The organism is Streptomyces sp. ALB3 (genome assembly GCF_044385685.1).
GTDB lineage: Bacteria > Actinomycetota > Actinomycetes > Streptomycetales > Streptomycetaceae > Streptomyces.
Window position 1 is genome coordinate 19,900 of sequence record NZ_JBISCE010000004.1, and the last position, 15,094, is coordinate 34,993.

At 72.7% G+C, this 15,094-nt stretch carries 13 protein-coding genes; all 13 read right to left on the reverse strand.

The window, feature by feature from the left end; all coding sequences use genetic code 11:
* Positions 1-211 precede the first annotated feature (211 nt).
* Positions 212-1,033, reverse strand: a complete 822-nt coding sequence (locus ACHFIV_RS05555) for an AfsR/SARP family transcriptional regulator (RefSeq protein ID WP_398964287.1) — start codon at positions 1,031-1,033, stop codon at positions 212-214.
* Positions 1,034-1,192: 159 nt separating this feature from the next.
* Complete coding sequence (locus ACHFIV_RS05560; RefSeq protein ID WP_398964289.1) at positions 1,193-2,479, reverse strand: MFS transporter; 1,287 nt, start codon at positions 2,477-2,479, stop codon at positions 1,193-1,195.
* A 1-nt stretch (position 2,480) separates the two neighbouring features.
* Positions 2,481-3,398: an alpha/beta hydrolase gene (locus tag ACHFIV_RS05565; protein ID WP_398964291.1), complete on the reverse strand. Its 918-nt coding sequence runs from the start codon at positions 3,396-3,398 to the stop codon at positions 2,481-2,483.
* Between the two features lie 164 nt (positions 3,399-3,562).
* Entirely contained in the window at positions 3,563-4,528 is a 966-nt protein-coding gene (locus tag ACHFIV_RS05570) for a Gfo/Idh/MocA family protein (RefSeq protein ID WP_398964293.1), read from the reverse strand.
* Positions 4,528-5,910, reverse strand: a complete 1,383-nt coding sequence (locus tag ACHFIV_RS05575) for an NDP-hexose 2,3-dehydratase family protein (RefSeq protein WP_398964295.1) — start codon at positions 5,908-5,910, stop codon at positions 4,528-4,530. Before ACHFIV_RS05575 ends, ACHFIV_RS05570 begins: the two co-directional genes overlap by 1 nt.
* On the reverse strand, positions 5,907-7,211 hold the full coding sequence (gene rfbH, locus ACHFIV_RS05580; RefSeq protein ID WP_398964297.1) for a lipopolysaccharide biosynthesis protein RfbH: 1,305 nt from the start codon (positions 7,209-7,211) through the stop codon (positions 5,907-5,909). The genes ACHFIV_RS05575 and rfbH overlap by 4 nt, the downstream gene beginning before the upstream one ends.
* On the reverse strand, positions 7,208-8,218 hold the full coding sequence (gene rfbB / locus ACHFIV_RS05585; protein ID WP_398964299.1) for a dTDP-glucose 4,6-dehydratase: 1,011 nt from the start codon (positions 8,216-8,218) through the stop codon (positions 7,208-7,210). The genes rfbH and rfbB overlap by 4 nt, the downstream gene beginning before the upstream one ends.
* Before the next feature lie 121 nt (positions 8,219-8,339).
* Entirely contained in the window at positions 8,340-8,594 is a 255-nt protein-coding gene (locus ACHFIV_RS05590; protein WP_398964301.1) for an acyl-CoA carboxylase epsilon subunit, read from the reverse strand.
* A 65-nt stretch (positions 8,595-8,659) separates the two neighbouring features.
* Entirely contained in the window at positions 8,660-10,240 is a 1,581-nt protein-coding gene (locus ACHFIV_RS05595; protein WP_398964303.1) for an acyl-CoA carboxylase subunit beta, read from the reverse strand.
* Between the two features lie 74 nt (positions 10,241-10,314).
* Positions 10,315-11,112: a 4'-phosphopantetheinyl transferase family protein gene (locus ACHFIV_RS05600; protein WP_398964304.1), complete on the reverse strand. Its 798-nt coding sequence runs from the start codon at positions 11,110-11,112 to the stop codon at positions 10,315-10,317.
* Positions 11,109-11,492, reverse strand: a complete 384-nt coding sequence (locus tag ACHFIV_RS05605) for an acyl carrier protein (RefSeq protein ID WP_398964306.1) — start codon at positions 11,490-11,492, stop codon at positions 11,109-11,111. The genes ACHFIV_RS05600 and ACHFIV_RS05605 overlap by 4 nt, the downstream gene beginning before the upstream one ends.
* On the reverse strand, positions 11,489-12,751 hold the full coding sequence (locus tag ACHFIV_RS05610) for an MFS transporter (RefSeq protein ID WP_398964308.1): 1,263 nt from the start codon (positions 12,749-12,751) through the stop codon (positions 11,489-11,491). The genes ACHFIV_RS05605 and ACHFIV_RS05610 overlap by 4 nt, the downstream gene beginning before the upstream one ends.
* On the reverse strand, positions 12,751-15,093 hold the full coding sequence (locus ACHFIV_RS05615; protein WP_398964309.1) for an SDR family oxidoreductase: 2,343 nt from the start codon (positions 15,091-15,093) through the stop codon (positions 12,751-12,753). Before ACHFIV_RS05615 ends, ACHFIV_RS05610 begins: the two co-directional genes overlap by 1 nt.
* Position 15,094: the final 1 nt, after the last annotated feature.

The following is a 15,094-nucleotide window of genomic DNA, read 5'->3' on the forward strand; positions in this document are numbered from 1 at the left end:
CGAGGAATCCTGTCGGGCCGTTCCGGTAGGTGCGCTGTGCGGCAGGGCTGACGAAGTCCGCCTGAACCTGGGAGGAAACCGGAAAAGACGAACCGGAAAGCGGGAACCGGAAAAAGGGAAAAGCGGCCGGGAAAGGGCGGGGGAAAGGCGGGGGGAGATGTGGCCGACGTGTCCGGCGCCGGAAGAGGGCATCCGGGCGCAGGGGGCTTCGTCAGGCGGACTTCGCGTCGACGAGGACGCGGTGTCCCGTCCGAGTTGCCCACGGGACCCCCTCGCTCGGCTCCGGGTTCAGCAGCCGTACCTGGAGCCGCTTGATCTCGAGCGAGGGCTCAAGGCCCAGCTCGTCGGCGAGCAGCCTGCGCACGTTCTGGTAGGCCTGGAGGGCCTCCGCCCGGCGGCCGGTCGCACCCAGGGCGGCGATCAGCCGGCTGTGGAACCACTCGTTGAGCGGGTAGTCGTTGATCAGCCGGCGCAGCTCCGCTATGGACTCCCGGTGCTGGCCCAGCCGGTCCTTGGCCTCGATGCGGATCTCGTAGGCCCGGATGCGCAGTTCCTCGAGATGCGCGAGGTGACCGGTGAGGACGTCGCCCGCGGGGAAGTTGGCCAGGGCGGGTCCGCGCCACAGCTCCAGCGCCTGCCCGACGGTGCGCAGAGCCGAGACCGGGTCACCGTCCGCCAGCAGCGTGCGGGCACGGTTGACCAGGCGCTCGAAGACCTGCACGTCGACCTCGTCGTCCTCCACCTGGATCGCGTACCCGGGCGGGCAGGTGACGATGAGGGGGCGGTCGGGGTCGGTCAGGCGCTCGTTCACGAACATCCGGCGCGCGTGGTAGATGTACGTCTGCAGGGTGGTGACGGCACTGCGCGGGGGGCGCTCCCCCCACAGCTCCTGGATGAGCGACTCGGCCGTGATGATCTCGTTCGGCCGGGTGAGCAGCAGTGCCAGGGTCTGGCAGACCTTCGGGGTGCCGGGACGGTGGACGCGGCCGTCGTCGGTCACGATCTCGAAGGGGCCGATGAGATTGAATCGCACGGAGAATGCTCCTCGTCAGAAAGGGGAGAGAATCTTCTGTCACGGCGCCTGTCGCAGAATTGCGGGAGGAGTACGGGTTCGTACTCGGGGTGTACTCGAGTCTCCAAGGAGCGCATGCAGGGCGCAACCATCGCCATGTCAGGTCGATGCCAATTTTCGTCAGGAGTTCGCGGCGCTCCGGCCGGTTTCCTCACGCGGCGCCGGGTTGGCGACAGGGGCCGTCCCCGGAGTCAACGGAAGGCGCCGGCTCACCGCCGGCACGGCCAGTGCGGCCGCCGCGCAGACCACCCCGGCCGCCACCATCGCCCAGCGCACTCCGTACGCGGCGCTGACGGCCCCGGTGAGCAGGGCGCCCGCAGGAGTGGTGCCCTGGAAGACCAGGGTGTACAGGGCCATGATCCGGCCCCTGAAGTCCGGGTCGGAACCCAGCTGGATGTGGTGGTTGGCGGCCTGCGTGAAGAAGACGGAGGCGAAGCCCACACAGAACAGCATCAGCAGGGCGGCGCCGAACGCGGGCGCCAGCCCGGCCAGCGCCTGGAGCAGCCCGAAGGCCAGGGCGGTCCCCCACACGAGGCGCAGCCCTGGCCTCCCGCGGCGGGCGGTGGTCACGAACGCCGCCACCAGGGATCCGGCCGCCAGCGCGGTGGTGAGCAGCCCGAAGGCCGCGGCGTCGGTGCGGAAGACGGTCTTGGCGAGCAGCGGCAGGGTGAGCTGGAAGTTGAACCCGATCATGCCGGTCACCGCGACCAGCGCCATCGGCGGCAGCAGGTCCCGGCGGGCCAGCAGATGGCGGACGCCGTCCCGGACCGCCGCGCGCGCCGGCCGGTGCGCGGCCCGGTGCAGCTCGGCCGGCCGGATCAGCCGCAGCCCGGCCACCGTCGCCCCGAAACTCACCGCGTTGACCAACATCACCGGTCCCGTGCCCCACCAGGCGACGAGCAGCCCGGCGGCGGCCGGACCCACCACCCGCGCGATGTTGAAGTAGGCCGCGCTCAGCGCGGAGGCGTTGGGCAGCAGTTCGGCGCCGACGAGTTCGCTCACGAACGACAGCCGGGCCGGCACCTCGACCGCGTTGACGGTGCCCAGCACCAGGGCGAAGGCGTAGACGTGCCACAGCTGTACCCGGTCGGCCAGGACCAGGACCGCCAGAGCTGCCGCGGACCCGCTGGAGACCAGATTGGCGGCGATCAGCAGCCGCCTCTTGTCGTAGCGGTCGGCGAGGCCGCCGGCGTACAGGGTGAGCAGCAGCAGCGGCGAGAACTGGAGCGCCGTCACCAACCCCAGTGCGCCGGGGGAGTCACTCGTCAGGGAGAGCACCAGCCAGTCCTGGGCGATCACCATCATCCAGGTGCCGGCCGCCGACACCAGCTGTCCGCCGGCGAACAGCCGGAAGTTCCGCACCGCCAGCGACGCGAAGGTACGGCCCAGGACGCCTCGCACCGTCACCTCACCCCTTCCCCGCCGCGGTGTTCCCTGCCAGGAGGCACTCCTCCAGGAACGCGAGAGCGCGCAGATGGTAGGTGCGGGCCGCCCAGCCCAGGCTGATGTTGTGTCCGGCGCCGGGCTGCCGTTCCACCGCCACCCGGCGTGCGGCCAGCGGTGCGACCAGCTCGCTCACCGCCGCCTCGTCGCACCGCCACCACTGCTCCTGCTCGGCGAACGTGAACCGGACCGGCACCCGCACCCGGGAGGCGATGGCGGGGTACATCCGTGGCCACAGTGCCGTCTCCCGGGCCTCGCGCGCCGGCACGGCCGCCACCAGTCGCTGCCCCAGCCGGAAGGCGCCCGGGGGGTACATGCGCAGTGCTCCCCAGTGCCGGCGCCAGTCACCGCGGACGCCGGGACCCGGTAGCTGACCGCGCCTCACAGCGAACGCGCTGCCCAGCCCGGAGATGTCCAGCCCGATCAGGCCGCCGGGTGGTGGGTCCTCGGCCGCGGCGGTGGACAGGGCGAGACGGCCGCCGTTGGAGTGCGCGAGCAGGAAGAAGCCCGCGCCCTGTGCGTATGCGTGCCCGAAGCCGTCCAGCGCCGCGCGGAGGGCCGCGGTCTGCCCGGCCAGGCTCTGGCCCTCGGGCAGCCACCGCGCCGAGGCCCCGTAACCGGGACGGTCCAGCGCGAGCACGGTGTAGCCGAGCCCGGCACCCAGGGAGAGCAGCGACAGTCCGGGGCCCGCCTGGTTGTCGAAGTAGCCGGCGCTCATTCCGCTGCCGTGCAGGGCGACCACCACCGCCCGGGGCGGTCCGTGCGGGGGTTGCGCCAGGAGGCCGGACAGCGGTACGCCGTCGGCGTCGAGGGTGACCGGCCTCACCCCGGTCCCGGCTTCGAGGGCCGGCCGCGGGCCCGGGGACAGCGGGAGCCAGCTCACCGGGACGGACCGCTCGGCCCGGGGGGCGCCAGGACATGGGCGGCGGCCTTCCCGACCCGCTCGCGCTGTTCGCCGGGCTCGTGGGAGTACACGGACATGGGGGGGCGGTCCTCTCGTGACGTGGCGGTGTCTCCGCCGGTGCGGTTCGGTGACGGCGCGGCCCCTCATAGGGCCGACGCACTCCCGCGTATCCGGTCCAGCAGGTCCGCCTGCCGCAGCATCATGGAATCGGCGGCGGCTCCGTCGCGGGCGGCGGCGGCGAAGTCGGTGACCGTACGGAGCACCTGGTCGTCCGGTGGCAGGTCGATCCGTGTGACCGAGCCCCCCCGCTCCAGCAGGACCCGCGGCGGGTCCCCGGCCGGCGGGGTGAAAGCCCGGTCCACCGTGAGGGCGCCGGCACTGCCCAGGATCTCGTACTGCGACCGGTAGGCGTGGTCGAGTCCGAAGACGAGCTGGGCGCCCACTCCGGTCGTGTCCTGGAGGAGTGCGGCTCCGGCCGTGTCCACGGCCGCGCCGTGTCCGTCGTGCCCCAGGACGGCGCCGACGACTTCCAGGGCCCCGCCCAGGAAGTGCAGGGCGGCCCGGACCGGGTAGACGCCGGTGTCCCAGAGGGCTCCGCCGCCCAGCTCCGGGTCGTAGCGGATGTCACCGTCCGGCAGCCTGGGAACGGTGAACGCGGCGCGGAACGCCCGGATCTGGCCGATCGCCCCGTCCGCCACCAGCCGCCGCACCGCCGCGTGCTGGGTGTGGTGAACGAACATCACGTTCTCCCGCAGGGCCAGCCCCGAGGCGGCGGCCAGCGCGGCCAGCCCGGCGGTCGCCTCCGGGTCGGTGGTCAGGGGCTTCTCCCCGAGCACGTGCTTGCCGGCCTCCAGCGCGGCCCGCACCCACTGCTCGTGCAGGGCGGCGGGAAGGGGCACGTACACGGCGTCGACGTCGGTGCGGGACAGGAGTTCCGCGTAGCCGTGCACTGCCTCGCAGCCGGCTTCCGCCGCGGTCTCCCGGGCCCGTGGGAGGTCCCGGGAGGCGACTGCGACGAGTTCCGTACCGGGGCAGGCGCGGAAGGCCGGCAGCATCCGGCGGCGGGCGATGCCGGCGCAGCCGAGCACGCCGATGCGCAACGGTTCCATCAGAGTCGGACCGCTCCCGAGGTCAGGCAGGACAGCAGCGTACGCGCCTGCACGTTGAGGTAGTGGTTGTGCCGCACCAGACCGGAGAGTTGGTGGGGGGTGGCCCATAGATATCCCGGTGGGGCCTGGAGCGGTGCCTGCGTCTCGTCGGCCTCGACGAAGAGGTAGCGGCTCTCCGCGTTCAGGAACCGGCCGCCCTCCTCCGAGTGCAGCACCTCGTACCGGATGCGCGACGGCCCGGCGTCCAGCACCGCGTCGAGGAACGGCGGACGCACCGGCAGGTGCGTGTGGTTTGACGGGGTGTACTGCACGGTCGGCCCCAGTTCCACCGTGTCGGCGAACCCGCCCTCGATCCGCGCGTGCGCGAGCAGATGCGGGACGCCGCCGATACGCCGCGTCAGGAACGCGGTCACGCCGAGTCCCCTGGGTTCGAACAAGGGCTGCGTCCAGCCGGTCACCTCCCGGCTGCCGGCCCGCACCGACACGGCGACCACGCTGAAGTAGCGGCCGGCCTCGTGGTCGATGGACCACTCACCCCGTTCCCAGCCCGGGATCCGGTCCAACGGGATCCGCTCCGCCTCCACGTCGTGCCGCGCCCGCTCGGAGGTGAACCAGGACAGCAGCTCGGTGTCGGAGTGCAGTGCGCCGGCCCCCGCCCCGGCCGCCGGGGCACAGGCCAGCACCGTACGCGCGTCCATGTTGACCACGTTGTCGCGGCGCAGCAGCTCAGCCACCTGAGCCAGGGTCAGCCAGCAGAAGTCCTCGTGCGGGGGGACGTCGCCGACCGCCTCCACGATCATGTTGCGGTTGCTCTTGCGGTAGAACCAGGAGCCGTGCTCGGACTGGAGCACGTCCGCCAGCACCCGCCCCCGGGAACGGTCGGTGAAGTACTCGAGGTAGCGCACGTCCGCACCCCGATGGGCCTTGGTGTAGTTGCTGCGGGTCGCCTGGACGGTGGGCGAGAGCTGGAGCAGGTTGCGGTTGCCCGGCTCCATCTTGGCCTGCATCAACAGGTGCAGTACGCCGTCGAACTCCTTGACGACGATGCCGAGGATGCCGATCTCGGGCTGCCTGATGATGGGCTGGTGCCACTGGCGGTACGGGCTGGAACCGGTCGTCACGCGCAGTCCCTCGACGGTGAAGAACCGCCCGCTGCGGTGGACCAGGTTGCCGGTACCCTCCTGGAACGACCAGCCGTCCAGATCCGCCAGCGGGATGCGGTCGACCTGGAAGCGGTGGGCCGCGCGGCGCCCGTCGAGCCAGCGCGCCACGTCCTCGGTGCGCAGGTGGGCGCCCTCGGCGGTGGCCGCCGAACGCGCGAAACGGTGGGGGAGCCGCTCATCGAGCCGCGGGCTCAGGGAGACGGCCGCGGTGGAGGTCACGAGTTGGCCCCCACGAACTCCTTCACCGAGGCGATGACGTAGTCGAGCATCTCCTCGGTCAGCGCCGGGTAGACCCCGACCCAGAAGGTCTGGTCGGTGATGATGTCGCTGTTGGTCAGGTCTCCGACCACCCGGTACGGACGGTTGAGGTAGGCCGGGTGGCGGGTCAGGTTGCCGGCGAACAGCCTCCGGGTGCCGATCTTGCGCTGTTCGAGGAAGTCCACCAGGGCGGCCCGGGCGAAGGGCGCGTCGGGTTCCACGGTGAGCGCGAAGCCGAACCAGCTGGGGTCGCTGCGCACCGTCGCCTCGGGCAGCACCAGGTGCGGCACCCCGTCCAGGCCCTCGCGCAGCCGCTTCCAGTTGCGGCGCCGGGCCTCACAGAACCGGTCCAGCTTGTCCAGCTGGGTCAGGCCGAGTGCGGCCTGGAGGTCGGTGGCCTTCAGGTTGTAACCGATGTGGCTGAAGATGTATTTGTGGTCGTAGCCCTCGGGCAGCGTGCCCATCTGGTAGTTGAACCGCTTGAGGCACTTGTTCGTCTCGCCCGGTTCGCACCAGCAGTCCCGGCCCCAGTCGCGCATCGACTCCACGATCCGGGCCAGTGCCAGGTTCGAGGTGAGTACGCAGCCGCCCTCGCCCATGGACAGGTGGTGGGCCGGATAGAAACTGACCGTGGTGATGTCGCCGAAGGTGCCGGTGAGCCGGCCGTCGTAGGTGGATCCGACCGCGTCGCAGTTGTCCTCGATCAGATAGAGGTCGTGCTCCACGGCGAGCTGCGCGATCTCGGCCACCTCGAAGGGGTTGCCCAGCGCGTGCGCGATCATGATGGCCCTCGTCCTGGGGCCGATGGCCGCGGCGACCCGGGCCGCGGTGGTGTTGTAGGTGCCCAGTTCCACGTCGACGAAGACCGGGACCAGCCCGTTCTGGATGATCGGGTTGACCGTCGTGGGGAAGCCCGCCGCGACCGTGATCACCTCGTCGCCCGGCAGCAGCCGGCGGTCCTCCAGCAGATGTGAGGTGAAGGCGGAGAGAGCCAGCAGGTTGGCGGACGAACCCGAATTGGTCAGGTGCGCCTTGCGGAGTCCGAGCTTGCGGGCGAACCGCGACTCGAACCTTCGCGAGCTGGGTCCGGCCGCGATCCGCATGTCCAGCGCCGCTTCGACGAGAGCCGTGCGGTCCGCGTCGTCCAGGACCGCCCCGGCCGGCCATATCTCCGTCGTCCCCGGCACGAAGGGCCGGTCGTCCTGGAGGTCCTGGTGGTACTTGACGGTCTCGTCGAGAATCAGGCCCTTGTGGGTGTTCATGACGCGTTGCCTTCCTCGTGCTGTCGGGCGGACTGGGCGCTGCGGTGCTTGGCGGCCTTCCACCAGCCGGGGTTGTCGCGGTACCAGGCGACGACGTCGGCCAGTCCCTGCGCGAAGGGGATGCGCGGGACGTAGCCGAGTTCCTCGCGGATCTTGGTCTCGTCCAGGGCGTACCGCAGGTCGTGCCCCTTGCGGTCGGCCACCCGGAGTACCCGGGACCGGTCCGCGCCGCACAGGGCGAGCAGCCTCTCGGTGACGGCCCGGTTGGTCTGCTCGTTGCCGCCGCCGATGTTGTACACCTCGCCCGGCCGCCCTCCGTCGAGCACCAGCGCGATCGCCCGGCAGTGGTCGTCGACGTGCAGCCACTCGCGGACGTTGAGCCCGTCGCCGTACAAGGGGACCGGCTCGCCCTCCAGCAGGTTCGTCACGAACAGCGGGATGAGCTTCTCCGGGTGCTGGTACGGCCCGTAGTTGTTCGAGCAGCGGGTGATCGACACGTTCAGGCCGTGGGTGCGGTGGTAGGCGCGGGCGACCAGGTCGGACGCGGCCTTGGTGGCGGCATACGGGGAGTTGGGCAGCAGCGGCCACTCCTCCGTCCAGGCGCCTTCGGCGATCGAACCGTAGACCTCGTCGGTGGAGACGTGGACGATCCGCCGCACGCCGGCCGCCAGGCAGGCGTCCAGCAGGGTCTGGGTGCCGCCCACGTTGGTCCGGACGAACTCGGCCGCGGACGCCACCGAGCGGTCCACGTGCGACTCGGCGGCGAAGTGCACCACCGCGTCGTGGCCGGGCAGCACACGGCCGAGCAGACGCGCGTCGCAGATGTCACCGCGGACGAACTCCAGCCTGGGGTGCGCCGCGGGCAGGTTGTCACGGTTGCCGGCATAGGTGAGCTTGTCGACCACGGTGACCCGGGTCGTGCCGTGTCCCGCGTAGCCGCCGTCGAGCAGGGTGCGGACGAAGTGCGAGCCGATGAAGCCGGCTCCGCCGGTGACCAGCAGTCTCATGCTGCCGCCTCCGGGCCGGTGCGGACGGGGGTGCGCTGCGTCATGGGGGTACTCCTCGCACGGGTGGAAGACTCGAAGGGGACAGGGCCGGTCAGCCGGCCGTGAGCCGGCCGTGACCGGCTCACCGGCCCGGAGCCGGGATGGAGCCGGGACGCCAGGTACGCGGCACGAGGAACCCCCGGGTGCGATCCCGCCGCCGCCACCCGGCCGGCGTCGGCCCTCCGGCCGCCGTACCGGTCCGCTCGGCCTCGGCCGCCGCCGCGCGGGCCATGACGACGGCGGTCAGCGCGGCCAGCTCCTCGGCGTCGGGGCGCCCCTTCACCACCCGGATCACCTGGGACACGTCGGCCGGGGGCCTCGTTCCGTCCATGCTCATCACTGCTCCTTCACTGCCTGGGGGCACAGGGGACGGATGCCGGGGGACGCTCCCGGTCCTGGCACTCACTGCGGCGGGTTGCCGTGCTTGCGCGCGGGCAGATCGGCGTGCTTGGTCCGCAGCATCTCGAGCGACCTGATCAGCACCGAGCGCGTGTCCCGCGGATCGATGACGTCGTCGACCAGGCCCCGCTCGGCCGCGTAGTACGGATGCATGAGCTGCTCCTTGTACTCCGCGATGCGCTGCGCCCTGACGGCGTCCGGATCGTCGGCCGCGTCGATCTCCCTGCGGAACACCACGTTCGCCGCGCCCTCGGCACCCATGACCGCGATCTCGTTGGTCGGCCAGGCCAGCGCCAGGTCCGCACCGATCGACCGGGAGTCCATCACGATGTACGCACCGCCGTACGCCTTGCGCAGCACCAGCGAGATACGGGGCACGGTCGCGTTGCAGTAGGCGTACAGCAGCTTCGCGCCCCGTCGGATGATGCCGTTGTGCTCCTGCCCGACGCCGGGCAGGAAGCCGGGCACATCCACCAGTGTCACCAGCGGGATGTTGAACGCGTCGCAGAACTGCACGAACCGGGCGCCCTTCTCGGACGCCTCGATGTCCAGTACGCCTGCGAAGGCCGAGGGGTTGTTCGCGACGACGCCGACCACGTGCCCGTCCAGCCGGGCCAGCGAGCACACCAGGTTCGGCGCCCACGCGGGGTGCACCTCGAAGTGGTCCCCGTCGTCGACGATCTCCTCGATCACCGCGCGGATGTCGTACGCCTGTCCGGCCTGCACCGGGACGAGGTCCAGCAGCCGGTCGTTCGGGCGTTCGGCCGGATCGCCGGAACGCTCGGCCGGGGCCAGCTCGCGGTTGTTCGACGGCAGCAGCGACAGCAGGTGGCGCACGTCCTCGATGCACTCCTCCTCCGAGTCGTACGCGAAGTGCGAGACGCCTGACACGGCCGCGTGCACATCGGCGCCGCCGAGGCCGTTCTGGGTGATCTCCTCACCCGTCACGGCCTTGACGACGTCCGGGCCGGTGATGAACATCTGCGAAGTCCCGCGCACCATGAACACGAAGTCGGTGAGCGCCGGACTGTAGGCCGCGCCGCCCGCGCACGGTCCCAGCATCACCGAGATCTGCGGGATCACCCCCGAGGCGCGGGTGTTGCGCCGGAAGATGCCGCCGTACCCGGCGAGCGCGGTGACGCCCTCCTGGATACGCGCACCCGCTCCGTCGTTCAGGGAGACCAGCGGCGCGCCGGCCGCCTCCGCCAGGTCCATCACCTTGTGGATCTTCGCGGCGTGGGCCTCGCCCAGCGCGCCGCCGAAGGCACGGAAGTCGTGCGCGTAGACGAACACGCTCCGGCCGTGCACCGTGCCCCACCCGGTGACGACACCGTCACCGGCCGGCTTCCTCCCCTCCAGCCCGAAGCCGGTCGCGCGGTGCCGGCGCAATCCCTCCACCTCGGTGAACGAGCCCTTGTCGAGCAGCAGCGCGATGCGTTCGTGAGCGGTCAGTTTGCCCTTGGCGTGCTGACGGCGGGTCGCTTCGGGGTCCCCGGCGCGGGCGGTGTCCTTGAGTTCGTGGAGCGTGTCGACACGGCGCTGGACGGTGTCCGCCGTCCCCGTCGTGTCCTGGGCTGTGGACATGGGTGTGCCTCCATCGTTCGGTGTCGGTCGAGTGCGCCCCGGACCGCGGGTCCGGGCGGGTCGGGGCGGCCGGGTCAGGCTTCGGCCGCGCCGCCGGGCGGGCGGCCCCCCGTCAGCCACAGGTCGGGCACCCGGCGTATCTCGGCCACGGCCGGGGGCGCGCCCCGCACGGCGGCCGACGCGGCGTGGGTGGCGCCGCAGGGAATGCCGATCATCGTCCAGTCACCGGGGTGCCGGCCCGTGTCGACCCCCAGGTAGTCCTCGGCGGGCGAGCGGCTCAGACCTGTACCCAGGCCCTTGAGATAGGCCTCCTTGCGGGTCCAGATGCGGCCGAACATCTCCCGCCGCGCGTCCTCGGCCGGGACGTCGTCCAGTTCCGCCCGCTCGTCGGGGTGCAGGGCCCTGGAGCAGATGTCCACCGTCTCGGCACCGGGCAGCTTCTCCACGTCGACGCCGATGGGACGGTCGGCCACCCCGACCAGCGCCATCCCCCCGCTGTGCGAGAGCGAGAAGTGCAGCGGCGGGGGCGGCGGGGCGACCGCCGGCCGGCCGTGTGCCTCCCCGCACCCGGGGCACGGCTCCCGCATGAAGCGCACCTCCTCGGGCCGGCCGGCGGTGTAGGCCGCGATCAGCCGACGCAGCGCGACGTGCGCCGCGGTGTACAGCAGTCCGTCGGCGGGGCGGATGAAGGCGTCGGCCCGGGCCCGTTCGCGGTCGTCCAGCCCGGTACGGTCCAGGGCCGCGGTGCCGGCCGGGAGGTGGATCAGCCACAGGTCGACCCGGTCCGGGGCGACGGAGAAGTCGCAGGGCTCCTCCGGGCCGCGTCGGCGGATCGCGGTGGCCCCGTCAGGGAGCACGGTCGTGACGGTCATGCGGGCACCGTGCTCCCGTACTTCTCGGCCCCTTCCGGGCCGAACTGCCAGGCCAGGCAGTCGATGAGCTCCTGGGCGCTGTTGGCCAGCAACAGCCGCTGCAGGTTGAGTTCGACTCCCAGCGCGCCTTCCATGCGGTACTGGAGTTCGATGCCCGAGATCGAGCCGATCCCCAGGCAGCCCATCGGACGGCCCGTGGTGTCGACGCTCCGCGGGTGGATGCCGAGGACGCGCCCGAGCTCCTCACGGACGTACCGCTCCAGGATCGCGGTGCGCACGGACAGTCCGGCGGAGTGGAGGGCTTCGGTGTCCGGCACGGTCATCTCGACCGTGTCACCGTCCTCCGTCGCGTACGTACGGGAGAGCCGAGCGGTTGTCATGGTGCCTCCGGAGTCGAGAGGGAAGGGGAGGCCCGCGGGCCCGGTCCCCGGGACCGTGGACCGGTCAGGGCCATCAGTGCGCCGGCCGCCGCCACAGCGGTCACCAGCCACAGGGCCGGTCCGACGTCCGGTCCGGTGGTGACCAGCGCCGCGGCCGGTGCGGCCAGCAGGACGGGGCCCGCCTGCACACAGGTCTGGTAGAAGGCCGTCGCCTGCTGACGCAGCTCCTCGGCGACGGTCCCGACCGCCTGCAGGTGCAGGGCGGTGAAGACCAGGACGAAGGCCAGGCCGAGCACGGCCGTGGCCGGGAGCATCCCGGCAGGGTGCGACCCGGGCGCCCCGGCGTCGCGGGGGAAGAGCAGATAGCCGACGGGAGCCAGCAGGGCTCCGGCGGCCACCGACCGGGCCGGCCCCATACGCAGCGCGAGCCGGGCCGACCACCAGGCGGTCAGCGCGGCCGGCGCGGCCGCCGGCAGGAACACACAGGCCGTCAGCCACGGCCCCCGGCCGCCCCGGTGATGCAGTTGCCACGCCGCGACGAGCAGGAAGACGACGTACGCCCCGTTGAACGCGGCGGCCGTCAGCGAGGCCCGTACGAGTGGCCGGTGGCGGCACAGCGTCCGCAGTCCGCCCTCGCCGGCAGCCGGCGGCCGGCCGCCCCGCAGACCGGGCGGATCGCGGGGGACCAGCCGGGCCGCCGCACCCAGCAGCACCAACGCGGCCGGTGCCGGCAGGGCGAGCACCAGCCGCCAGCTCGTCCCGGCCAGCAGCCCGGACAGGAGCAGACCGCCGCAGAAGCCGGCGGCCCCGCACAGCGAGTACACCGAGACGGCCCGGCGGCGGTCCGGTCCGTCCGGGACGGTGGCCAGGATGATGGCGAGCCCGGTCGGTGCGGTCAGAGCGGCACAGGCTCCCTTGACCACCCGGCCGAGGAGCAGCCAGGCACCCGTGTCGGCGGCGGCGCATCCGGCGGACACCAGTGCGAACAGCGCGAGCGCGCCCAGGTGGACGCGCCGCCGGCCGAACCGGCGCGCCAGCCCGGCCGCCGCCGGCAGCAGCGCGGCAAAGCCGGCGGCGAAACCACCGGCCAGCCAGAACACCCCGCTCGGCGGCAGCCCCAGCGCCTGACCGATGACGGGTGAAGCCACCACCGTGGAGGAGACCTCCAGGGCGTCGAGGAGCATCGTGGCGGCCAGCACGCACACCAGGGCCCACGGAACCCGCCGGGACACCGGCCCGGCGGTGGTCCCCGCCCGCATCAGCCGAGCAGGGTGCCGCCGGTGGCGTCCACGAAGGACCCCGTGATCCAGCGGGCCTCGTCCGTGGCCAGGAAGGCCACCACGTCCGCGACATCACCCGGCTCGCCGATGCGGTCGAACACGGACAGGGCGGCCATCTGCTCGACCGCCTCGGGGATCCGGAACACCGGGTCGTCGTTCCGGGTGATGCCGGGTGCCACCGTATTGACGGTGATGCGACGAGGGCCGAGGAGCTTGGCGAAGTGGAGCGCGAGCTGCTCCAGCGCGCCCTTGCTCATCGCGTACACGATCTCGTCCGGGTTCGCGCACCGGGTCAGGCCGGACGAGACGTTGATGATCCGGCCACCGTCCGGCATGTTCTCCAGCGCCCGCCGGATCAGGAAGAACGGCGCCCGTGCGTTGACGGCGAACAGCCGGTCGAACTCATCCGGCGTCGTGGTGAGCGGGCTGGTCCCTCCCATCACGCCCGCGTTGTTGACCAGGATGTCCAGATCGGTGCAGCCGGTGCGTTCCAGCAGCGCCGGCTCCAGCGCGCCGAACAGCTCGTCGACGTCGCCGGGCACACCCAGCCGGGCACGCACGGCGAACGCCCGTCCGCCGTCCGACTCGACGGCGGCGACCACGTCCTCGGCCGCGTCCTTGCTCTCCGCGTAGTGGACCGCGACCAGCGCGCCCTCCGCCGCCAGCCGGATCGCCGCCGCCCGGCCCATGCCCCGGCTCGATCCGGTGACCAGTGCCGTCCGGCCTGTCAGTCTGCCCATTCCCTCACCCCGTTTCCGGGCCGGCGCCACCGCCGGCCGCGTCCTATGTCCACCGGTCCGGGCGCCGGGCCCGAACCAGCGCTCCAGCGCGTGCCGGAGCCGCCGCTCGCACCCTCCTCCGGTACGCGCGCCGGTGTCCCGTGCCTGGTCCGCGCCCTTGCCGTCCCCACCGCCGTCCACCCAGGCCACATGGCCGTCCGGGCGCACCAGCAGGGCGGCCGGACCGGGGAGACCGGACCCGGCCACGGTGGTGGACACCGCCGTCACGCGGTCCGCCCACGGCCCGGCCGTCCCGGCCAGTGACCGGGCCCGGTCCGGGCCGGCCGGCAGCACCAGCACCCCGCGCCCGGAACGCAGCGCCGCGAGCGCGGCCGGACCGGGGAAGGGCAGCCGCCGGCCCAGCAGCGGATGGCCGTCGCCGTCCGTAACGTGACAGACGGTCAGCCCGCCGATCCGCCCGGCCAGATGGGTGCGTACCTGTTCGTGTCCGGTCAGTTCCGCCAGCACCTGGCGGGCCGCGTCCACCTCCGGACCGCCCAGGAGCAGCAGGGCCTGGGCGCGGACGTCGGCCTGCACCTGCCGTCCGGCCGGGTGCCGCTCGTCGTGGTAGCTGTCGAGCAGTGTCGCCGGGGCCCGGCCGCACACCACCGCACCCAGTTTCCAGCCCAGGTTGAAGGCGTCCTGCAGGCCCAGGTTCAGGGACTGGCCGCCGACGGGCAGCTGCCGGTGTGCCGCGTCACCGGCCAGCAGCAGCCGGCCGATCCGGTAGCGGTCCGCCTGGCGGCAGGCGTCACCGAAGGAGTCCACCCACAGCGGGGTGCCCGCCGAGATGTCCTCCCCGGCGACCCGCCACCAGGCCCCAGCCACGTCCTGGAACCGGACCGGCCCCCGCGACGGTGCGGCGCCGTGTTCGTGCACCATCACCCGGGTCACTCCGCCGGGGCCGGGTGCCGCGACCAGCAGTCCCCCGGGGGCCCGCTCGAAACGCCGGGCGGCGATGCTGAGGCCGGCCACGTCGGCCCGCAACAGCTCCCGGCCGGTGTCCGTGCCGGGGAAGGCGAATCCGCCGAGACGGCGCACCGCACTGTGCTCGCCGTCGCAGCCCACCACCCAGCCGGCCCGGACCGTGAGGGGAGTCCCCAGGGCCGGGCCGTCCGGTGCGTGACGCCGGGCCTCCACGGTGACGTGGTCCCCGGCCGTGGCCAGCCCGGTCACCTCGTGCCCGCGCAGGATCCGCGCGCCGAGTTCCGCGGCCCACTCCCCGAGGACCTCCTCCAGCCTGGTCTGCGGCACCTTCGACTGCCCCGGATGGCGGACGGGCAGCGTCAGGTCCAGGCCGATGCCTCCGAAGTGTCCACGCGGCTCGTGCGGGACCGTGCCCAGCCGGTCCCGCACACCGCAGCTGTCGAGGATCTCTATCGTGCGCGCGTGCAGGGTGGAGGCCCGCGACTCGGTGACGGGCTCCGCCAGGCGGTCGAGGACCACCACGCCCGCGCCCGCGAGGCGCAGCTGCCCGGCGAGCAGCAGGCCCACGGGGCCCGCGCCGACCACGACCACCGGGGCGTCGCCGTCCTCCGGCACG